Genomic DNA, 19,926 nt, shown 5'->3' with positions numbered 1-19,926 from the left:
CGATGGTGCTCCGACCGACACCAAGCACCTGGACCCAGGGCCTCGACATGCCCTCTCGTCTGTTCGGTGACCAGGGAAGCAACGACTACGAACTGTACGAGGAGGACGACGAATTCGTCCTCACGGTCGACATGCCGGGCTTCGAGACCGACGAGATCGAGGTGACGTGGGACGAGGGCGTCCTGAACGTCGCCGCCGAACACGTCGACGACGAGCGCGGCCGAAAGCAGACCTACCACCGCCGGTTCCGGTTCCCCAAGGACATCGTCGACGAGGAGATCTCGGCGGCGTACACCAACGGCGTCCTCGAGATCTCCCTGCCGATCGCGGGGGCGACGACCCGCGGCAAGGAGATCCCAGTCGAGGGCTAACGATCGGGTCGGTCTCCGACCGTCGTCCTCGCGCGGGGTCACCGACCGCCGCACGTGCATCGCCTCCCGGCACCCGCCGGTGAGCTATCCCCTCCGCGTCGGCGCGTTAGTTTCCGGCGCACCGACCGCTCACACTGGTTCCAGTTCCGTCGCCACAGCGTCGAACCAGCCACGAGCATCCGAACCATGCGCCTCCGAGTAAAACCCCTCAAACGAAAAGACGCTGGCAGTGGCCTCGCCTCGATCGACCGCGCCGCGATGGCGGAACTCGACGTCTCCAGTGGCGAGTTCGTCGCGATCGAGGGCCGCGAGGGCCGGGTCATCGCCCGCGTCTGGCCCGGTCGCTCCGAAGACAGGGGTCGGGGTATCGTCCGCATCGACGGCCGGCTCCGGCGGGCCGCCGGGGCCCGGATCGACGACACCGTCGCGGTCGAACCCGCCGAGGTCGAACCGGCCGAACGCGTCCGGGTCGCGCTCCCGGAGAACGTCCGGCTCCAGGGTGACGTCGGCTCCTACCTGAAAGACGAACTCTCCGAGCGCGCCGTCAACCCCGGCGACCAGCTCTCGCTGTCGCTCGGGTTCGGGCTCCTGTCGACCCGCTCCGGGCGTCGGCTCCCGATCACCGTCGTCGATACCGAACCGAGCGGCACGGTCGTCGTCGGAAGCGGGACCGATATCGAAGTCGTCGATCGCTCGCCCGACGAACTCTCGATCGAGGCCGAGGGCCCGCTCGGGACCGACGACGAGTCCGGGACCGAGACGCCGACCGTCACCTACGAGGACGTCGGGGGGCTGGACGACGAACTCGAACAGGTCCGCGAGATGATCGAGTTGCCGATGCGCCACCCCGAGCTGTTCCGGACGCTCGGCATCGAACCGCCAAAGGGGGTCCTGCTGCACGGCCCGCCGGGCACCGGCAAGACCCTCATCGCGCGGGCGGTCGCCAGCGAAATCGACGCCTACTTCCAGACCATCTCCGGCCCGAAGATCATGTCGAAGTACTACGGCGAGAGCGAGGAGCAACTCCGCGAGGTCTTCGAGGAAGCCGCGGAGAACGAGCCGGCGATCGTCTTCATCGACGAACTCGACTCGATCGCGCCCAGGCGCGAGGACGTCCAAGGTGACGTCGAACGGCGGATCGTCGCCCAACTGCTCTCGCTGATGGACGGCCTCGAACAGCGCGGCGAGATCACCGTCATCGGCACGACCAACCGCGTGGACGCGATCGATCCCGCACTCCGCCGACCCGGCCGGTTCGATCGGGAGATCGAGATCGGCGTCCCCGACGTCGCGGGTCGCGAGGAGATCCTGCAGATCCACACTCGCGGGATGCCCCTCGCCGAGGAGGTCGACCTCGAACGCTACGCCGAGAACACTCACGGGTTCGTCGGAGCCGACCTCGAGAACCTCGCGAAGGAGGCCGCGATGACCGCCATGCGTCGGATTCGGCCCGAGCTAGACCTCGAGGACGACGAGGAGATCCCGGCCTCGGCCCTGGAGGCGATCGAGGTCACCGCCGACAACTTCAAGCGCGCGCTGCGGGGGATCGAACCCTCCGCTATGCGCGAGGTCTTCGTCGAGGTCCCCGACGTCACCTGGGGCGACGTCGGCGGCCTGGAGGAGGCCAAGGGCCGACTCCGCGAGGCGGTCCAGTGGCCGCTGGAGCACGGCGACGCCTACGAGCGGGTGAACTTGAGCCCCGCCAAGGGGGTTCTCCTGTACGGCCCGCCGGGCACCGGCAAGACCCTGCTGGCGAAGGCCGTCGCCAACGAGTCCCGGTCGAACTTCATCTCGGTCAAGGGCCCCGAACTGTTCGACAAGTTCGTCGGCGAGTCCGAACGTGCCGTCCGCGACGTCTTCGACAAGGCCCGCGCCAACGCGCCGACCGTGATCTTCTTCGACGAAATCGACGCGCTCGCGAGCGAACGCGGGCGCGGCGTCGGCGACTCCAACGTCGGGGAACGCGTCGTCTCACAGCTCCTCACGGAACTCGACGGGCTCGAGGAACTCGAGGACGTCGTGGTCGTCGCCGCATCCAACCGTCCCGAGTTGATCGACGACGCGCTCCTTCGACCCGGCCGACTCGATCGCCACGTCGAGGTCGGCGAACCCGACGAGGACGCGCGCCGGGAGATCTTCGCGATCCACACCCGCGATCGGCCGCTCGCCGACGACGTCGACCTCGACGCCCTCGCGGCCGAGACCGAGGGCTACACCGGCGCGGACGTCGAGGCGGTCTGTCGCGAGGCCGCGACGATCGCCGTCCGCGAACACGTCCACGCCGAGGCGGCCGGCGAGAAGGGAGACGTCGAGGCGATCGAACTCACCGCCGACCACTTCGAGCGGGCGATCGAAGAGGTCTCGCCCGAGGCAGGCGAGGCGTTCGAAGCCGGCGGGTTCGGCGACGTGCTGGAGGGTGCCGAGGGCGAGGCGTAACGATCCGCCGCCGGATCGGTAGCGTCCGGCCTCGACTCCACCCTACGATCGGGCCGCAGTCGCGATCGCTCGGGCCGCAGTCGCGATTGCCCGCGCAGTCGGGCGATCGAGAGGCGAAAGGCCCTTAAGTAGTAACCCGCTATGTACTTCTGGATAGGTCGGGCAGTTAGGCCCTGCTCGTAACCCGCAGTATGGCCTTTAGCGGGGACCGAACACCGCGGGCGTCCGGTCAGACCGGCCGGGGCCCCGGGAGCCAACGTGGAAGCCTCGTCCGTCGGGGACAGCGGTCCACGGTGGCCGTCCGCAGGGACGCCCCATCGTGGTTAACCGGCGACAGCCCATCAGGCGCGGAAGCGAGCAGTGGACCGCCGGACACCTGTCGCTCGACGGGTCGCGGGGTGGAGAAGGCAACCGGGATTCCCCCGACCGGAACGTCGGGCAATCGCGGCTTCCACACATTCATACCGACCTTTTACGCTGCGCTCAGCGACGACGGCAGCATCGCTGCTGCACGCCGTCGCGTCGCTCGGTAAAAGCCACTGCGCGATGCCGATACTCTAACAAGTTCGCCAGCGATTCCGATCGATCGACGACCGCAACAGGATTGATCGTTCGTCACGAGGGGTTCGTATGATCAATCTCGCGCTTACCGTCCGGCAGTGTGACTGTCCGCTGAGCGCGGCGAGTGCAGCCCACGACGTGGCGTTCGTGACGCCTCACTGGCACTACCACCACGATCGATCGCGGCTCGAACTCCGCGTGCTCGCCGAGGGGAGCGATCGGACCGCCGTCGAACGCGGGCTGAACGTGATCCGGGCCCACGAGGAGACCACGTCGTTCGACCTCCTCGCGAAACAGGGACACACGGCGCGAGCACGGGTCACGTTAGGAACGACGAACGTGATGGGGACCGTCGTCGAACACGACGGCTACCTCACCGGCCCCTTCGAGAACGTCGGCGGAAGCGAACGCTGGGAGATCGGATTCGACGCCGACGCCGACGCCGATCGGACGCTCGCGGCCCTCGAATCCCACGAGGACGAGTACGAGGTCCGGAGTCGACAGCGCGTCGATCCGGCGACCGTCCTCGCGAACGTCCGGGCCGACAGCGTCGGGACGACGGTGCTCGAGGGATCGCGCCGACTGACGGCGACCGAACGCGAGACGATTCGCCGAGCCGTCGACGCGGGCTACTACGACGTGCCGCGGGCAACGACGCTCGGCGACCTCGCCGCGGAATTCGACATCTCTGACGCCGCCGTCTCGAAAACCCTCCGGCGCGCCGAGCGAAAACTCCTGGCACCGACGGTGACCGCGCTCGAGACGAGCGAGCGACGCGATCGGACCCGCGTCGACTGAGCGGTGTGGGTCCACCGGGGTTAACATTCTAACGGGAGCACCGATTCGCGGGTGGTGCGTACTCGTCTACGTGACCGAGCACTCGAAGCCGAAGTCTGCGGCGCGCCCGTTGCTTGCGATCGCCTCGACCTACCTGTTTGCGCTGGCACCGCTCGCTGCGGCCGCCCTCTGGGGCGGTCTCTACGTGGTGAGCAAGTGGGGGTTCGACGCCGTGCCGCCGCTGACGCTCGCGTTCCTGCGGGTTGTCGTCGGCGCGATGGCGCTGCTCGTCGTCGTCCGCCTGACGTCTCCGCGCCGGCAGTTCTCCCGGCGCGATCTGCTCGGATTCGCCGGTCTCGGCGCCATGGTCGCCGCGTCGCTTTCGACTCAGTTCGTCGGCACTGCCCTCACCACGGCGAGCCAGGGATCGCTCATCACCGTCCTCACGCCGATCTTCACCGTGCTCCTCGGCGTGACGCTTCTCGGGGAACGGCTCTCCCGACGGCTCGTCGTGGGCATCGGCGTCGCGACCGCCGGGACGATCGTCGTCCTCACCGGGCAGTACGATCCCGCGGAACTGGCCGGAACCGCGACGACGGGCATCGGCATGCTCCTGATCGCGAGCGCGACGTGGGCCGGGTACACCGTCTGGGGAAAACCGCTGATCGATCGCTATTCGGCGCTCGAGACGGCGGCGTACTCGACGGCTGCGTCGGTTCCGATGCTCGCGGCGTTCGTCCCGATCGAGGTCGCGACGACCGACGCCTCGCTGCGAGCGATCGAGCCGACGCCGACGTTGCTCGTCGCAGTGCTGTACCTCGGTCTGTTCGGGACTGCAGCGGCGTGGTACCTCTGGTACAAGGGGATGGAGTACGTCGACGCCAGCGTCATCTCGGCGTTTTTCTTCGTTCAGCCGATCGTCGGCGCGCTCTTCGGGGCGACGCTGCTCGGCGAATCGCTCGGCTCCCGGTTCGTCCTCGGTGGAGCGGTGATGGCCGCCGGCGTCTACCTCGTCTCGACGACGGGGGCGGAGACGGACGATACCAGCTAGAACGAGGAGTACGGACCGGAGTTACTCGGCTGGTTCGGCGATGTTCTGCCGGCCGCCGAGTTCGAGACCACCCTCGAGCGTCTGGACGGGGTAGGGAATGTCGATCCCGTCCTCGTCGAACCGTCGTTTGACCGCGGTGACGTACTCGCCTTTGATCCGGACGAAGTCGGCGCGCGAGGGGTCCGAAATCCAGAACCGCGACTGGAGTCCGACGTCGGAGTCGCCGAGTTCCGTCAGGCGGACCGACGGCGCGGGATCGCCCATGATCTCGGGGTGGCGCTCGGCCTCGTCGACGATGATGTCCGTCGCCTGCTGGATGTCGTCGCCGTAGCCGATCCCGAAGACGAACTTCAGGCGGAGTTTCTCCGCGTCGACCGGGTTCTTGATGACGCCCCCGGTGAGTTCGGAGTTCGGAACCGTCAGCAGTTCGTTGTCGAACGTCCGGACGCGCGTGACCCGGAGGCTGATGTCCTCGACGACGCCCGCGTAGGTCCCGTCGTCCCACTCGATCCAGTCGCCGATCTTGAACGGCCTGTCGGTGTAGATGAACACGCCCGCGACGAAGTTCGAGATCACGTTCTGCATCGCGAGACCGACCGCGAGCGCCCCGGCCGCGGCGATACCGGCCATCGACACCAGGAAGTTGCCGTAGTCGGCGAAGCCGAACGCGACGGCAATCGCGACGAAGACGACGACGAACCGGGTGATCATCAACAGCGGGTTCTGGGCGTGTCTGTCGAGGTCGCGCCTCTCCATCGCTCGCCGGGTGAGTGGGATCACGACCAGTCGGCCGATCGTCCAGATGGCGACGAACGCGACGACGAACCTGATCGCACCCTCCGCGCTCGCCGCCTGGGCCGCGGTGAGTCCCGCGTCGACGAGCGCGCGGCCGATCGGGCCGAGCTGGGGGTCCGCCTGCAGGAGGCCGGCGCTCATCGGTACATCACTGCGGTGTGGCCCCGGGTGTCGACGAGTTCCGCCCCGACCCTGTCCGCGAGGTCGGCCGCCTTCTCGTCGGTCGAACTTCCCGCCCGGGCGGCCCGCAGGAATTTGACCTTTACGAGGTCTCGATCGGATAGCTGGTCGTCGAGTTCGTCCACGACGGACGCGATACCGCTCTTGCCGACCCAGACGGTAACGTCGAGGTCGTGTGCCTGCCGCCTGCGCTCTGCTTCGTCCATAGCGCCGCATAACGGTGCGAACCGTTTCAATCTTCGCGAAACGGAACGCCGCCGTCCGCCGGACGTCGGGCAGCCACTCCGATCGCTCTCGAAGCGGCGCCCGGTCAGTCCTCGTACGGATATCGCGCCTGTGCGCCACAGTCACAGGTGACGACGACGTGGCCGTCCTGGAGCCTGACGCGGGCGTTCTGCCCCGGCCGGAGGTACGCGTCGCACTCGTCGCAGGTGAACCGCCGGAACTGTCTGGGTAGCGTGAGCCGGTTTCGCTCCGCGACCCGCCGGGCCAGGCGCACGTAGTATCGCGCCCGATCGTGATCGCCCTCGGCAGCCGCCGCTCGAGCGAGGTCGTGCAATCGATCGATTCGCTCGGCGGCGATCCCCATGGGGAATCCTTTCGCTGGTCACCCTATTGGTGTTGCGCTCCGTCGGCGCCCCGCTCAGAGCGGAACGCCGACGTCGGACGCCGGTGCAGTAACGCTTTCAGTCTCTCCCTGATCGACTCGCCGCGGATCCGTCTCGTCGACGGCGACTCGGAGAGCGGGCCCGTGTAATAGCCGCCGAAATCGATCTCGGGAAAGTTGGGCGGCAGCTACTTAAATATTATCGGCGAGTCAGTCCACGCGAGGAACTAACTCAAAATCACGTCAACAACACGCATAGGTAGCTCTCCTGACGGATTCCCCTTCCCCATATCCGTCCAGAGGACACAAAATTGTTATATATCAAATGCGAATCAGGGATATACACTGGAATGAATCGAGATTCGACCAACTCCGTTGACGGCGTCAGCCGACGATCGGTCCTAGCCGCCGGCGCAGCCGGACTCGCCCTCTCGACCAGCGGCTGCATCGACCGCGTTCGAAGCGTCGTCAACGACGCTGGAGGCGAACAATTCTCGCTCTCCATCCTGACGGTCCCCGCGGACGGCGACAGGGAGAACGTCCAGATCGCGACCCACCTCGCGGACAACCTCGAGGCGGTCGGGATGGACGTCTCCGTCGAGATGCGGTCGCGAGCGGAGTTTCTGGAAGCAGTGCTGATCGAGCACGACTTCGATTGCTACGTCGGCCGCCACCCCGCCGATTACGACCCCGACTTCCTCTACGAGGCCCTCCACTCCTCGTACGCGAGCGAGGCCGGCTGGCAGAACCCGTTCGGGTACACGGACTACCGCGTCGACGACCTCCTCGAAGAACAGCGGCGGGCCGACGGTGAAGAGCGGAAAGAAGTGGTGACGGACCTGCTCGAGGCGATCGCCCGCCGACAGCCGTTCGTCCCGATCTGCATCCCGGACGAGGTCCGGGTCGCCAGAACCGATCGGTTCGAGGGCTGGGAAGACGGTCACCTCGCGAAGCGCTCGGGCTATCTGGGACTCGATCCACAGGCCGAGGAGGCGCAACTCCACGCGCTGGTCACCGACTCCCGTATATCCCGGAATCTCAACCCGCTCTCGTCGACTCTCCGCGAGCGCGGGACGACGATCGACCTGCTGTACGACTCACTGTTGACCGAACGGGACGGCGAACTGATCCCGTGGCTGGCCAAGGACGTCGAGTGGATCGAAGACGAGGACGGATCCGCAACGGCGACGGTCACGCTTCGTGAGGACTGTCTCTTTCACGATAGCGAACCCAACGACAGAAAACAGGTCACCGCCCAGGACGTCGCGTTCACGTACCAGTTCCTCGCCGACACCTCGCTCGGCCGGGCCGACGTGCCGTCTCCGGCACCCCGCTATCAGGGCCCCGTCTCGGCGATCGACTGGATCGATCCCGACGGCCAGTATCAGCTCACGATCTCCATGACGACTGGAACCGAGGTCGGAGAGCGAGCGCTTACCGTCCCGATATTGCCGAAACACCGGTGGCGCGCCCAGGTCGTCGACCGTTCCAGTAACGACGACTTCTCGGCTCCGCAAGGCACGTGGGGACTCGTCACGATGGACAACATCCCCCCGACCGGCAGCGGGCCGTACCGGTACGTGGACAGCACCGAGCGCGAGTACCTCACGCTCGAACGGTTCGACGACCACTTCACGCTCCGGGAGGACGTCGACCTCCCCGAGCCGACCGTCGAGGAGATCCGGTTCAGTATCGATCCCGGCAGCAAGTCCTCCGTCGAACGTGTCATGAGTGGGAACGCCGACGTCACAGCCTCGATGCTCGGGGCGAGTGCGATCGCGAACATCCCCGACGTACCGGGGATGACGAAAGTCGAGTCGTCCTCGCGGATGTTCTACCACATCGGGTTCAACAGGCGAAGGACGCCGTTTAGCAAACCCGACTTCCGCCGCGCGGTCGCGCGCATGATCGACAAACAGTACCTGGTCGAGGACGTGTTCGACGAGTACGCCTCGCCCGTCGCCACGCCGGTGACCGGCGAGTGGATCCCGGACGACCACGACCTCGCGTGGAACGACGAGGACGGGGTAGATCCCGTGGTCCCGTTCATCGGCTCCGACGGCGAACTGAACGTCGAGGAGGCGAGAACGAGGTTCGTCGAAGTGACCGGCTACCGGCTCGACGACGCGGGCCGGTTATTGAATCAAAACTGATGCTAGCCGAAGTATTGACGCAGGTTATCGCTACCGTCGCGGTCATGCTGATGGTATCGATCGGCGTCTTCATCGGCCGGAAACGGCTCACGACGACCAGACGCGAGTGGCGGACCAGGATCCGGACGAGCGCCCCGTTTATCGCGGTATTGCTCGTCGTGCTGGGGTTGAATCGAGTCATGCGACAGGTCGGGCCGACGATCTCCAAGGAGATCGGGTTCCGCCTGTCCGCGACGTTTTACGAAATCGAGGGCCAGTTCGTCCTCGTCTTCCAGGAGATCGCCTTCCCGGAACTGACGACGTACTTCTCGTTCGTGTACATCTACGGCTACACGTTCCTGCTGGTCTTTCCCATCTTCGCGTACTTCGCGCTGTCGGATACGCGGCCGTTCCGACGGCTGTTGACGGCCTACTCGTTCAACTACGCGATCGGGGTTACCCTCTACATCCTCATCTTCGCGTACGGGCCCCGCAATTACATGCCCGATCTGGTGGCCGAGACGATGCTGTACGACAACAACCCCCAGTACAAGTTTCTCACCCAGGAGGTCAACCGGAACGTCAACGTCTTCCCGTCGCTGCACACGTCGCTTTCGGCGACGGTCGCCATGTTCGCCTATCGGACCCGTGAAGAGTACACGAAGTGGTTTCCCGTCGCGACCGTACTCGCGGCCAGCGTCGTCATCTCGACGATGTACCTCGGCATCCACTGGGCGATCGACGTGGCCGGCGGCCTCGTCCTCGCGGTGACCAGCGTCGTCGTGGCCGATCGAATCGTCGACCAGGGGGTGCTGGCGGACCTCCAGGCCGCGTACGACGACTTCCGGGAGGCGGTGGAAACCCGGGTCGGTAGGCTGCTCGAGAAACGGTAACGGATCGTCGTTCGGTCGATCGATCCGCACCGGGAGCCAACACAATACTGTTATATTGCCACCATCGAAGTGCAACTACGACCGAAATGACCGAGGGACGGCTCGCCCGGAACGACGGTGGACAGTTCAGCCGACGAGCAGTACTGGCAACGACGGGTGGACTGACGGTCGGGACAAGCGGATGCGTCCGTCAGGTCCGCAGCATCGTCAACCGAGAGGAAATCGAACAGTTGTCGCTCACGATCACGACCCTCCCCGCCGACGGGGACCGGGAGAGCATCCGTCTCGCACGGGATCTCGCCACCGTGTTCGAGGCCGTCGGCATCGACGTCTCGATCGAGATGCGATCGAACGAGGAGTTCCTTCGGGCGATCCTGATCAACAACGACTTCGACGTCTACGTCGGCAACCACCCCGGCGGAACCGATCCCGACTTCCTCTACGAGGCGTTGCACTCGGTGTACACCGACGAGTCCGGCTGGCAGAACCCCTTCGGCTACACGAACCTGGTCGTCGACGACCTGCTCGAGACCCAGCGGACGGTCGATACGGACGAGCGGGCGGACGCGGTGACGGACCTGCTCGAGGCGATCGCTCGCGAACAGCCGTTCGTCCCCATCTGTGCACCCGAGGAACACCGCCTCGTCCGGACCGATCGGTTCGACGGCTGGGACGAGGGTCACCCCGCGACGGGACGCGGCTATCTCGGGCTCGACCCGGGCCAGGGCGTCGATCGACTCCGGGCCGCCCACACCGACGCCCGCCCCTCGGAGAACGCGAACCCGCTCATGGCCGAGTACCGAGGACGGGGCGTGTTCGTCGACCTGCTGTACGATTCGCTCGTGGCCGATCGCGACGGGGACCTCGTGCCGTGGCTGGCCGACTCCTGGGAGTGGGACGACGGAGCGCTCGCGGTAACGCTCCGGGACGACTGTCCGTTCCACGACGGCGAGTCGCTGACCGCCGACGACGTGGCCTTCACCTACCGGTTCCTCGCGGACACCACCCTCGGCGAGAGCGAGACGCCAGCCCCGTCGCCGCGGTATCGCGGCCTCGTCAGCGCCGTCGACGAGGTCGACGTCGTTGATCCGTCCCGGCTGGAGTTTTCCGTCGCGACTAACCGGCCCGTCGCGGAACGCGCACTGACCGTGCCGATCCTGCCCGAACACGTCTGGCGGCCCCGATCGGCGGCCGCGAACGTTCCCGGTGTCAGTGTCGCACAGGGGACGACCGAGGCCGTCGTCACGGACAACTGGCCGCCGATCGGGAGCGGGCCGTTCCAGTTTTCGACCCGGGCCGAGCGCGACTACGTGATCCTGGAGCGATTCGACGACCACTTCACGCGCCGAGACGGCGTCGATCTTCCCGCCCCGACCGTCGAGACGATGCGGATTCAGATCGATCCCCGCAGCACGTCGGCGATCGAACTCGTCCAGACCGACGCGGCGGATATCACGAGCGAACCGATCGATACGTACGTCCTCGACGACGTCGAGGAGTCGCCCGACACGCGATTGCTCGAGTCGCCGTCGTGGACCTTCTACCACCTCGGGTTCAACGCGCGCAGGGCGCCGTTTTCCAACCCGCGGTTCCGGCGCGTCGTCGCGTCGTTGATCGACAAGGCGTGGCTCGTCGACGACGTGTTCGACGGCTACGCGACGCCGATCGCGACGCCGGTGACGGCGGCGTGGACGCCCGACTCCCTCGCGTGGGACGGCGAGGACCCGGAGACGCCGTTTCTCGGGTCCGACGGGGAGGTCGACGTCGCGGCGGCCCGATCGGCGTTCGAGGACGCCGGCTTCCGGTACGCCGAGGACGGCACGCTCCGGGTGAGACACTGATGCTCGTGCGAGTCCTCATACAGCTCGTCGTGGTCGTGACGGCGATGGTCCTCGTCGGGATCGGGGTCTTCGTCGGCCGGTATCGACTCCGGGATACCCGCGTGGAGTGGCGAGCCCGGGTTCGCGCGGCCGTACCGATCACGGTCGTGCTCGCGATCGTCTTGCTGTTCAACAGCGTCGCCAGAGAGGTCGTCCCCGACCTCTCGTGGATAATCGAGTGGAACCTCACGTGGATCATCTACGACCTCGAGGGCGAGTTCATTCCCTGGCTACAGACGTTCGCGACGCCGTCAGCGACGACCTTTTTCTCGTTCATCTACATCTACGGGTACGTCTTCCTGCTGGTCTTTCCGCTGGTCGCGTACTTCGCGCTCTCGAACACCAGACCGCTCCGGGAACTGCTGACGGCCTACACGCTCAACTACGCGATCGGTCTCCTGTTGTACACGTTCGTCGTCGCGTACGGGCCGCGGAACATGATGCCCGAACTCGTCCAGGCGTTGCTGTACGACACCTACCCCGAGTACCAGCACCTCACGCGACAGGTCAACCGCAACACCAACGTCTTCCCGTCGCTTCACACGTCCCTTTCGGCGACGGTCGCCTTCCTCGCGTACCGGACGAGAGCCGTCTATCCGAAGTGGTGTGTCGTCGCGGTCGCCCTCGCGGTCTGTATCGCCGTCTCGACGATGTACCTCGGCATCCACTGGGCGATCGATGTCGTCGCGGGGATCGGACTGGCCTACCTCAGCGTCGACTTCGCGTCCCTCCTCGTGGGACGCTGGTCACTGTCGGAGCGCGTGGATCTCGAGAACTGGGTCACGGCACTTCGCCGGAGTTGACACCGCCGGCACTCGATCGCGCGATCGGTTCGAGAGCCTGACGCGTCGGTGGGAATCGCCGAGAACGGAAACCCCGATCGGCCTTACTGATCCTCGAGCGCGTCCGCGATGCGCTTGAGGGCGCGGGTCTGGTCGCGCATCTCGTCGCGGAGTTGGCGGACTTCGCGGACGAGTTCCTCGTTCCCGGCCTCTTCCTGACCGCGACCGCCTGGACCGCCGCCCATACCGCCGGGGCCGCCGCCCATCATGCCGCCCATCATCTGCGCGAACGGGTTGCCCCCGCCGCCCATTCCGGGGCCGCCACCGCCACCGAACGGGCTCTCCGGTGGCTCGCCCTCGCCTTCACCTTCCTCGGCCCGCTTTTCGCGGATCTCCTCGACGCGCTCGCGGAAGGATTTCTCCTCGCCCGCTCCCTCTTCCTCTCCGTCGTCCGATTCGCCGTTGGCTTCGCTGTCGTCCGTCATACCTCCGGATTCTTGACGGCCGGGGAAAAGGGTTGCCATGTCTCGGATCGTCTCCGCGACGGGACGGCCCGATTGGTTAGCCGAACGAACCGAGCGACGACTGGAGTCGCCGGTCCGTGGACCCTTCCTCGAGTTCGTAGCCCACGAGATCACGCATGTCCACGGCGTAGGTCGTGCCGGTCCGTTCGAGCACGAGGAGGCGGCCTTTCACGCCGACGACCGTCCCCGCCGCCATCGTCTCCCGGACCGGGCGGGAATCGCAGTCGATCCCGTAATCGAACGCGTAGCGATCGATGACGTCGAACTCCGCGAGAACGTCGCGCCAGGCGTCCTCGTCGACCTCGCTCGCGAGGGAGGCGACTTTCGCGTCGGTTCTGACCCGATCGACGAGTCGGGTGGCGATCTCGGCTTCGATCTCTCGGGCGACGCGGCCGTTCGAAACGGTGTGGACGTGAGCCGCACGATCGGCACCCTGCTCGCGCAGGCGGGTCTCGAGCCGTCGACGTTTTGTCACGCCAACCTTGAACGTGTCGGGTGCGAACGCGGCGATGTAGACGGCGTGCTCCTCGTAACAGTCCATCTCCTCTTTCAGGCAGGTCCCCGTACAGCGGGCACACACCCACGAACTGGTGTGATACTCGCAGTAGGGTGCAGCGGGACGATCGCAGGGTACGTGCTCGTCGCCGTCGACGACGCCGGCACAGTGGCGCGATCCCAGCGCGTACGAGAGAGTCGTCTCGGGATCGAGCGAGCGGGGCCGAACGCTCTCACCGTCGCTCACGAACACCGCAGTCCCCCTGGCGCTCGGTTCGTAGCCGACCAGTTGCACGACCGCAGGTAGGTGTCCCCGATTCTTATACTGTTTGTTGTCCCCGTTCGCGGGGTTCGTCGGGTGTGATCGCGACGTACGACGGTGTTCGCCGATCGCTACGGAGAGCGATATTTTCCACGCGGCGAGTAAAGGATTATAAACGGGGGCGACGAAGGCCGATCATGGCACTCGAGGGCGAACTCGACGCGCGGGTATCGGAGAGTGGGGGAGACGAGACGGTCGCGTTCGCGTTTTCCGTCACCAACACGGGCACCGAACCGGTCGAGTTGCAGTTTTCCGACGCCTGCAAGGCCGAATTCGTGGTCCAGACCGACGGGCAGGAGGTCTGGCGGTTTACCGACGGTCGCATGTTCACACAGGTCATCAGTTCGGAACGGCTCGCGCCCGACGAGACGGCGACCTACGACGGCGAGTGGAGCGATCCCCGGTCCGGTTCGTACACCGCCGTCGCCGAACTCCGGGCCCAGGATGCGACCTGCGAGGCGCGGACCCAGTTCACGGTGTGACCGATCCGTCACGACCGGCCGCGTGGTATGTACGGACGTGATCGCGGGACGCGACTCCGGCGGGCGGACGAGGCCATCGATCGCGATCGATCAGTGCCGTGGAACGGGGAGCGACGATGACCGATCGACAGCGTCCGGCCGGTCGTGTCTCGTGACCGGCGGTTCGCGGGGTATCGACCGCACCATCGCGATCGAACTGGGGCGGCGTGGGCAAGCGTCGTCAACTACCGGTCGTCGGAAGCGGCCGGCCACGAGGTCGCCGAACGGATCGACGTCGCCAACTGCGTCGCGCCCGGCTTCACCCGGACCTCGATGGTCGAAGCGATCCCCGAGGAGATCCAGGACCGGATCCGATCGGTCATCCTCCTCGAACGGTTCGCGAACCGGAAGAGATCGCCGGCCTCGTCCGGTTCCTCGCGAGTCGGGACCCCCCGTGCGTCACTGGCGAGATCATCGACGTCGACGGCGGGATCGACCTCTAGCGGCGACGCGGGCCGACAGCGAAGTCGATAAACCATCGCCATCCTAACGACCCGGTATGCAAGCGCTGGTCATCGCGGCCCACGGTTCGCACCTGAATCCGGACGCTTCGGACCCGACGTACGCCCACGCGGACGCCGTCCGCGAGACGGGCGCGTTCGACGAGGTACGCGAGGCGTTCTGGAAGGAAGAACCCCACTTCCGCGAGGTGATCCGGACGCTCGAATCCGACGAGGTGTTCGTCGTTCCACTGTTCATCAGCGAGGGCTACTTCACGGAGCAGGTCATTCCCCGCGAACTCAGGCTCGAGGAGTGGGATCCGGACCTGTGGGAGTCCGACGGTACCGACGCCTCGCAGGTGACCCTCGAGGCGACGGACGTCGATAAGACGATCCACTACTGCGGGCCGACCGGGACCCACGACGCGATGACGGACGTCATCGTCCAACGGGCGGAGAGCGTGACGGGCGATCCCGACGTCGGAGACGGGTTCGGACTCGCCGTCGTCGGTCACGGCACCGACCGAAACGAGAACTCCGCGAAGGCGATCGAATACCACACCGTGCGGATCCGCGAGCGCGATCGGTTCGACGAGGTGAAGGCCCTGTTCATGGACGAGGAACCGGAAGTCGACGACGTCACTGATTACTTCGAGAGCGACGACGTCGTCGTGGTGCCGCTGTTCGTCGCGGACGGCTACCACACCCAGGAGGATATCCCCGAGGACATGGGGCTGACGGAGGACTACCGGCTCGGCTGGGACGTTCCCGCCGAGGTCGACGGCCACCGGATCTGGTACGCCGGTGCCGTCGGCACGGAGGGCCTGATGGCCGACGTCATCCTGGAGCGGGCCGCGGACGCCGGTGCCGACGTCGGCGACGCCCGCGACGCGATCCGGGCCGCCGCGAACGTCGCCGTCCCCGACGGCGGGCGAGACGCGGACGCCGGCGCAGGGACGGGGGACTGATCGTGACGGTGCCGACAGCCGACGTCGACGACCTGCAAGCGGCCGTCGAGACCGACGGCGCGATCGAGTTCGACGGTCTCCGGCTCGCACGCGGCGAGGAGGGATACGCCCTCGAGACGCCCGAGAGCGACTGGAGCGGACTCGACGAGGTTGAACTCCGTGACGCCCTCGTGACGGTCCGCGAGTACGTCACGAACTGGCGCTACTGGCAGGACTCGATCGGCGGCGACGGAACGGCCCGCCGGACGTTCCTCCGGTGGTGTGAGCGGGCACCGCTCGCGGACGAAATCGACCGACTGCGGGCGGACGACCAGTCCTCCCCCGCGCCCGACGACTACGAGACGCTGGCCGTTCCGCAGCGGTACGAGATCCTTCGGGACGGGTTCGATCGCGAGTGGGGTCAGCTGTGCGTCACGACCCGACTCGTCGACAGCCACGACGTCGACGAACGGGCGGGCGAACGCGTCTACGACCTCTGGCACGTCGACGACGCCGACACCGATCTCGCCGACCTCGAGGTCTACGACGATCCCCGGGACGCACGCGAAATCGCGACCTTCGACGAGGACGATCGGTACCGGCCGCTGAAGACCGCACCGACGCTGGTGTCGGGGTGGGCGTTTACCGGCCTCTCCGGCGACGAACTGGTGGAGACGATCGAGTTCTTCTACCCGGCCACGATCGCCAACTGGCACCGCGAACTGCGGGGGGACCTGGACGTCGACCACTGGCTCGAGACCGCCGAGCGCCAGACCGGCATCTACGACGTCATCGACGAACTCCCCCGGGAGGCCGTCGACTGGATGGCGGAGGCCTGCTGCGTCGATTCGCAGTGTCTCCGTCGCCGGGAGTGGCAGTACGAGGCGGGTGACGACCTCGACGTCGACGGCGGCGACGGGCCCTTCCCCTGTCGCGAACCCTGCTCGCTGGTCGTCGCCGCGGCCCGGAAGTGGACCGTTCTCGAGTCCGAAGACGAACGAACCTACGAACTCGAGTTGACCACGAGCGAACTGAACCAGCTTACGGAACTGATCGACGCCGTCGCGGAGGGGCGCACCGACGAAATCCGCGAGGCGGACGTCTACGACGGGGCAAACCGGTATCGCGCTCGCTACCTTCGGGCGAAGCGATTCGCCGACGACGGCAGCCTCGACGCTCGCGAGGTCGACGAGTGATCGACCGGGCGAGCGGCCGACCGTTTTGCAGCCGTCCGCCGATCCCACGGCCACGATCCAGGTCTCCACGGAGACGGGGCCGTGAACCGTCGCTCGTTCCTGTGGCGCATCCCGGTAGCGTCGGTGCCGGCGCCGGGTGCCGGCTCGCGGTCGAAGAGGAGAGTCGATCGGCTAGCGCATCAGCAGGCCGAGACCGACGGCGACGCCGATGACGACGATCGCGAGGCCGCCGACCGCGACTGGCCCGCCGATCGTCGCCGCCGTCGCGGTCGCGATCCCGATCGCGACGAGTCCGAGCGCGACGACCGCGATCGTTCCCATCTCGATGTCGAGGAGCGGCGAAACGGCGTTCACCGCACGCTCGATCGGCGTCGGCTCGGGTTCCGACCGGGTCGGTTCGGAAAGCGAGTCGTCGACGTCGACCTGTGGCGGGTCGGGCGTGACGGTGACGTCGATCGAGACCGATTCGGCCCCGTAGCCGCCGACGATTTCGAGCGTTCCCTCGACCGGCCGGTCGATGGTGTCGGAGTCGACACTGATCGGGACGGGCGTGACGTCGTCAGGTTCGACGTAGTAGTTCGGCTGCTGGATCGACGCAACGCGATCGAGGCGCTCGTCCAGTCGGCAGTGGACGTGGGCAGGCGTCTCGTGGCCACGTAACACGAGCGCGATCGACTCGCAGGTTTCGACGGATCCCACGTCCGTCTCGAGGACGTCGGTAGACCCGCGGTTGACGTGGACGGTGACCTCGAGGGGAGACACGGTCGATCAGGCCGGTGTCTCTTCGCGCATATCCGGCGGCAGCAGGTTCGGGATGCCGTCGTCGATCGGGTAGCGCTCGCCGCACTCGGTACAGACGAGTTCGCCCGCGACGACCTCCCCGTCGTCGTATTCGGCGTTTTCGAGTTCCAGGTCGTGTTTGTCCAGCGGACAACAGAGGATTTCCAGCAGCGACTCGTTCATGGTACACAGGATTTCCGCCGTCAGCAAAAGGTTTCGGGATCGTTCGGACCGATCGTCGACGCCAGGGGCCGCGCGTCGCTACTCGTGAGGGCTCTCGACGACGACCGTCTCGTCGCGTCCGGGGCCGACGCCGATCGCGTAGATCGGGGTGTCCAGTTCGTCGGCGATGTACTCGAGGTACGTCCGGGCGTTCTCGGGAATGGCCTCGTAGCCGTCCTCGGCGACCGCTTCCCAGTCGACGTCGGGCCAGCCGTCGAAGGTCCGGAAGGTCGCCTCACAGCGGCTCCACTGTTCGGTGGTCGCCGGCATCGTCTCGATCTCCCGTCCGTCGAACTCGTAACTGTGTCCGACCTTGACCTCGTCGAGTCCGGCCAGGACGTCGACGTGGTTGATCGCGAGGCCGGTGAAGCCGTTCGCGCGGGCGGAGTGACGGAGCATCGGCATGTCGAGCCAGCCGACGCGGCGGGGACGGCCCGTGACGGTGCCGTACTCGCCGCCTTCCTCGCGGATGTACGTCGCGAGTTCCTCGTTCCGCCCGTCAGTCTCCTCGTCGTACCCCGGCGTGTCACCGACGACGCCGCCGAGTTCGGTCGGGAGCGGACCGCTCCCGACCCGCGTGAGGTAGGCCTTGACGATACCGATGATCTCCCCGTCGCCGATGACGCCGGGACTGAGTCCGGTTCCGGTCGCGGCACCACCCGCGGTCGGGTTCGACGACGTGACGTACGGGTAATTGCCGTGGTCGATGTCGATGATGGTTCCCTGTGCGCCCTCCAGCATGACGGTCTGTCCGTCGGCCATCGCGTCGGTGAGGAACGCGCTGGCGTTGACGGTCATGTTCTCCTCGTCGAGTCGACGGCCGAAGTCGCGGAACTCCGCGAAGAGTGCGTCGACGTCGAACGCGTCCGGGTCCTCGAGTTCCTCGACGTCGACGCCGTAGACGTCCTCGACGAGCGCACGTTTCTGGGGGACGACGTATTCGAGGCGGTCCCGCAGGACTTCGGGGTCGAGCAGATCCCCGATCCGGACGCCGCGGCGACCGACCTTGTCCTCGTAGGTCGGGCCGATACCGCGGCCCGTCGTCCCGACCTCCTGGTCCGAATCGCTTTTGACGTCCTCTTCGATACCGTCGAGGACGCGGTGGAACGGCAGGATGACGTGGGCACGCTCCGCGACCCTGACGTCCGGATCGAGCCCCTGTTCCTGGAGCGTGGTTATCTCGTCGAACAGCGTTCGCGGATTGACGACACAGCCGTTTCCGAGCACGCCGACCTTCCCCCGGACAGCGCCCGACGGTACGAGCGATAACTTGTACTTCTCGCCGTCGTGAACGACGGTATGGCCAGCGTTGTCGCCACCCTGATAGCGGGCGACGACGTCGGCGGCGTCGCCGTACAGGTCGACGACTCCGCCCTTGCCTTCGTCGCCGAGTTGCGACCCGACGATTGTGACGGTCATAACAGCGGCGGATTCTTGCCGGGTCGATAAACAGATTACGGTATTGCCGGGTGGACCGATCGGAGATGTACACAGACGTGGATATCCTGTCGGCACTTCGGCGGTTTCCTGGTCCGCCGCCCCGGCAGTTGCCCGGACCGCCACGACTATACGTGCCGCCCGAATGGCCGTTACCGGGAACGGAAACGTTAACTACTGACAGGAACGACCATCGAGTTGAGAGTGGTCCTTTCAGTTGTCGAGAGTAACTTTTAAAGGGCCCAAAGACAAGTTAACAAATGCCATGATAGACCGACTTGAGAAGGAAGTCGATATGTTGGAACGTCATCTGCAGGTCCTGAAGATGGTCATCGAAAACGAGCCTATCGGGATTGTCAAGATGTCGAACGAGACGGGGTACCCGCACCACAAGGTTCGCTACTCGCTTCGCGTTCTCGAGGAGGAGAACCTCATCGAGCCCTCCAGCCAGGGTGCCATCAAGACCGAACGCACCGCGGAGTTCGTCGACGAACTCGACGGCAAACTCGACGACATCGTCGATAAACTCGAAGGAATGAAGATCGAAGACGTCGCGGAGATCGAAGGCTAACGGATC

20 protein-coding genes, 1 other RNA gene and 1 pseudogene are annotated in these 19,926 nt (G+C 66.2%); 14 read left to right on the top strand and 8 right to left on the bottom strand.

The window, feature by feature from the left end:
* The first annotated feature begins 2 nt into the window (after window positions 1-2).
* From MUG98_RS05750 to MUG98_RS05730, 5 genes are all read left to right on the top strand, one after another.
* Window positions 3-371, top strand: a complete 369-nt coding sequence (locus MUG98_RS05750) for an Hsp20/alpha crystallin family protein (RefSeq protein ID WP_265111187.1) — start codon at window positions 3-5, stop codon at window positions 369-371.
* 186 nt (window positions 372-557) lie between these two features.
* Window positions 558-2,807, top strand: a complete 2,250-nt coding sequence (locus MUG98_RS05745) for a CDC48 family AAA ATPase (protein WP_265111186.1) — start codon at window positions 558-560, stop codon at window positions 2,805-2,807.
* Between the two features lie 146 nt (window positions 2,808-2,953).
* An RNA gene (gene ffs / locus MUG98_RS05740) (signal recognition particle sRNA) lies at window positions 2,954-3,265 on the top strand.
* Between the two features lie 172 nt (window positions 3,266-3,437).
* Complete coding sequence (locus tag MUG98_RS05735) at window positions 3,438-4,166, top strand: helix-turn-helix domain-containing protein (protein WP_265111185.1); 729 nt, start codon at window positions 3,438-3,440, stop codon at window positions 4,164-4,166.
* A gap of 109 nt (window positions 4,167-4,275) precedes the next feature.
* A complete protein-coding gene (locus tag MUG98_RS05730) occupies window positions 4,276-5,196 on the top strand; it encodes a DMT family transporter (protein ID WP_345779809.1) in 921 nt (306 codons plus the stop codon).
* 21 nt (window positions 5,197-5,217) lie between these two features.
* Here MUG98_RS05730 and MUG98_RS05725 read toward each other — a convergent pair whose 3' ends face one another.
* The 3 genes from MUG98_RS05725 to MUG98_RS05715 form a co-directional block, all read right to left on the bottom strand.
* Window positions 5,218-6,132 (bottom strand): mechanosensitive ion channel family protein, encoded by a 915-nt coding sequence (locus tag MUG98_RS05725; protein ID WP_265111183.1) that lies wholly within the window; start codon window positions 6,130-6,132, stop codon window positions 5,218-5,220.
* Window positions 6,129-6,377, bottom strand: coding sequence for a YhbY family RNA-binding protein (locus tag MUG98_RS05720; RefSeq protein ID WP_265111182.1), 249 nt, complete (start codon window positions 6,375-6,377; stop codon window positions 6,129-6,131). Before MUG98_RS05720 ends, MUG98_RS05725 begins: the two co-directional genes overlap by 4 nt.
* 104 nt (window positions 6,378-6,481) lie before the next feature.
* Window positions 6,482-6,760, bottom strand: coding sequence for a ribonuclease P protein component 4 (locus MUG98_RS05715; RefSeq protein ID WP_265111181.1), 279 nt, complete (start codon window positions 6,758-6,760; stop codon window positions 6,482-6,484).
* A gap of 368 nt (window positions 6,761-7,128) precedes the next feature.
* Between MUG98_RS05715 and MUG98_RS05710 the strand changes: the two genes are divergently transcribed.
* From MUG98_RS05710 to MUG98_RS05695, 4 genes are all read left to right on the top strand, one after another.
* Window positions 7,129-8,931, top strand: a complete 1,803-nt coding sequence (locus tag MUG98_RS05710) for an ABC transporter substrate-binding protein (protein WP_265111180.1) — start codon at window positions 7,129-7,131, stop codon at window positions 8,929-8,931.
* Window positions 8,931-9,803 (top strand): phosphatase PAP2 family protein, encoded by an 873-nt coding sequence (locus tag MUG98_RS05705; protein WP_265111179.1) that lies wholly within the window; start codon window positions 8,931-8,933, stop codon window positions 9,801-9,803. Before MUG98_RS05710 ends, MUG98_RS05705 begins: the two co-directional genes overlap by 1 nt.
* An 86-nt stretch (window positions 9,804-9,889) precedes the next feature.
* The gene (locus tag MUG98_RS05700; RefSeq protein ID WP_265111178.1) at window positions 9,890-11,644 is read left to right on the top strand and encodes an ABC transporter substrate-binding protein; all 1,755 of its coding nucleotides are present in this window, start codon (window positions 9,890-9,892) and stop codon (window positions 11,642-11,644) included.
* Entirely contained in the window at window positions 11,644-12,486 is an 843-nt protein-coding gene (locus MUG98_RS05695; RefSeq protein WP_265111177.1) for a phosphatase PAP2 family protein, read from the top strand. The genes MUG98_RS05700 and MUG98_RS05695 overlap by 1 nt, the downstream gene beginning before the upstream one ends.
* 83 nt (window positions 12,487-12,569) lie before the next feature.
* On the opposite strand, the gene MUG98_RS05690 is transcribed toward MUG98_RS05695, so the two are convergent.
* Window positions 12,570-12,989, bottom strand: a complete 420-nt coding sequence (locus MUG98_RS05690) for a hypothetical protein (RefSeq protein WP_265111176.1) — start codon at window positions 12,987-12,989, stop codon at window positions 12,570-12,572.
* Window positions 12,990-13,026: 37 nt separating this feature from the next.
* On the bottom strand, window positions 13,027-13,779 hold the full coding sequence (locus MUG98_RS05685) for a DUF2797 domain-containing protein (protein WP_265111175.1): 753 nt from the start codon (window positions 13,777-13,779) through the stop codon (window positions 13,027-13,029).
* Between the two features lie 164 nt (window positions 13,780-13,943).
* On the opposite strand from MUG98_RS05685, the gene MUG98_RS05680 reads away from it, so the two are divergent.
* The 4 genes and pseudogenes from MUG98_RS05680 (at window position 13,944) to MUG98_RS05665 (ending at window position 16,910) form a co-directional block, all read left to right on the top strand.
* Complete coding sequence (locus MUG98_RS05680) at window positions 13,944-14,288, top strand: BsuPI-related putative proteinase inhibitor (RefSeq protein WP_265111174.1); 345 nt, start codon at window positions 13,944-13,946, stop codon at window positions 14,286-14,288.
* Window positions 14,289-14,561: 273 nt separating this feature from the next.
* Window positions 14,562-14,770, top strand: a pseudogene (locus MUG98_RS05675) (SDR family oxidoreductase); the annotation flags it as partial.
* 56 nt (window positions 14,771-14,826) lie between these two features.
* Window positions 14,827-15,735: a CbiX/SirB N-terminal domain-containing protein gene (locus MUG98_RS05670; RefSeq protein ID WP_265111173.1), complete on the top strand. Its 909-nt coding sequence runs from the start codon at window positions 14,827-14,829 to the stop codon at window positions 15,733-15,735.
* A 2-nt stretch (window positions 15,736-15,737) separates the two neighbouring features.
* Window positions 15,738-16,910, top strand: coding sequence for a DR2241 family protein (locus MUG98_RS05665; RefSeq protein ID WP_265111172.1), 1,173 nt, complete (start codon window positions 15,738-15,740; stop codon window positions 16,908-16,910).
* 171 nt (window positions 16,911-17,081) lie between these two features.
* Here MUG98_RS05665 and MUG98_RS05660 read toward each other — a convergent pair whose 3' ends face one another.
* The 3 genes from MUG98_RS05660 to MUG98_RS05650 form a co-directional block, all read right to left on the bottom strand.
* Entirely contained in the window at window positions 17,082-17,672 is a 591-nt protein-coding gene (locus MUG98_RS05660; protein WP_265111171.1) for a DUF7524 family protein, read from the bottom strand.
* A gap of 6 nt (window positions 17,673-17,678) precedes the next feature.
* Window positions 17,679-17,873: a methytransferase partner Trm112 gene (locus MUG98_RS05655; RefSeq protein ID WP_265111170.1), complete on the bottom strand. Its 195-nt coding sequence runs from the start codon at window positions 17,871-17,873 to the stop codon at window positions 17,679-17,681.
* A 78-nt stretch (window positions 17,874-17,951) separates the two neighbouring features.
* The gene (locus MUG98_RS05650; protein ID WP_265111169.1) at window positions 17,952-19,331 is read right to left on the bottom strand and encodes an adenylosuccinate synthase; all 1,380 of its coding nucleotides are present in this window, start codon (window positions 19,329-19,331) and stop codon (window positions 17,952-17,954) included.
* A gap of 283 nt (window positions 19,332-19,614) precedes the next feature.
* Between MUG98_RS05650 and MUG98_RS05645 the strand changes: the two genes are divergently transcribed.
* On the top strand, window positions 19,615-19,920 hold the full coding sequence (locus MUG98_RS05645) for a hypothetical protein (protein ID WP_250138421.1): 306 nt from the start codon (window positions 19,615-19,617) through the stop codon (window positions 19,918-19,920).
* Window positions 19,921-19,926 lie beyond the last annotated feature (6 nt).

It is taken from the genome of Halosolutus halophilus (assembly GCF_022869805.1).
Taxonomy (GTDB): domain Archaea; phylum Halobacteriota; class Halobacteria; order Halobacteriales; family Natrialbaceae; genus Halosolutus; species Halosolutus halophilus.
Note: the sequence above shows the minus strand (reverse complement) of the source record. Positions and strands in the feature narration are given on the sequence as shown.

What these genes read in the sequence shown, in the direction of transcription:
- MUG98_RS05725 (WP_265111183.1), bottom strand. Translation starts at nt 6,132, where the DNA reads ATGAGCGCCGGCCTCCTGCAGGCGGACCCCCAGCTCGGCCCGATCGGC.
- MUG98_RS05735 (WP_265111185.1), top strand. Translation starts at nt 3,438, where the DNA reads ATGATCAATCTCGCGCTTACCGTCCGGCAGTGTGACTGTCCGCTGAGC.
- MUG98_RS05655 (WP_265111170.1), bottom strand. Translation starts at nt 17,873, where the DNA reads ATGAACGAGTCGCTGCTGGAAATCCTCTGTTGTCCGCTGGACAAACAC.
- MUG98_RS05745 (WP_265111186.1), top strand. Translation starts at nt 558, where the DNA reads ATGCGCCTCCGAGTAAAACCCCTCAAACGAAAAGACGCTGGCAGTGGC.
- MUG98_RS05715 (WP_265111181.1), bottom strand. Translation starts at nt 6,760, where the DNA reads ATGGGGATCGCCGCCGAGCGAATCGATCGATTGCACGACCTCGCTCGA.
- MUG98_RS05750 (WP_265111187.1), top strand. Translation starts at nt 3, where the DNA reads ATGGTGCTCCGACCGACACCAAGCACCTGGACCCAGGGCCTCGACATG.
- MUG98_RS05645 (WP_250138421.1), top strand. Translation starts at nt 19,615, where the DNA reads ATGATAGACCGACTTGAGAAGGAAGTCGATATGTTGGAACGTCATCTG.
- MUG98_RS05680 (WP_265111174.1), top strand. Translation starts at nt 13,944, where the DNA reads ATGGCACTCGAGGGCGAACTCGACGCGCGGGTATCGGAGAGTGGGGGA.
- MUG98_RS05690 (WP_265111176.1), bottom strand. Translation starts at nt 12,989, where the DNA reads ATGGCAACCCTTTTCCCCGGCCGTCAAGAATCCGGAGGTATGACGGAC.
- MUG98_RS05700 (WP_265111178.1), top strand. Translation starts at nt 9,890, where the DNA reads ATGACCGAGGGACGGCTCGCCCGGAACGACGGTGGACAGTTCAGCCGA.
- MUG98_RS05670 (WP_265111173.1), top strand. Translation starts at nt 14,827, where the DNA reads ATGCAAGCGCTGGTCATCGCGGCCCACGGTTCGCACCTGAATCCGGAC.
- MUG98_RS05650 (WP_265111169.1), bottom strand. Translation starts at nt 19,331, where the DNA reads ATGACCGTCACAATCGTCGGGTCGCAACTCGGCGACGAAGGCAAGGGC.
- MUG98_RS05720 (WP_265111182.1), bottom strand. Translation starts at nt 6,377, where the DNA reads ATGGACGAAGCAGAGCGCAGGCGGCAGGCACACGACCTCGACGTTACC.
- MUG98_RS05695 (WP_265111177.1), top strand. Translation starts at nt 11,644, where the DNA reads ATGCTCGTGCGAGTCCTCATACAGCTCGTCGTGGTCGTGACGGCGATG.
- MUG98_RS05710 (WP_265111180.1), top strand. Translation starts at nt 7,129, where the DNA reads ATGAATCGAGATTCGACCAACTCCGTTGACGGCGTCAGCCGACGATCG.
- MUG98_RS05705 (WP_265111179.1), top strand. Translation starts at nt 8,931, where the DNA reads ATGCTAGCCGAAGTATTGACGCAGGTTATCGCTACCGTCGCGGTCATG.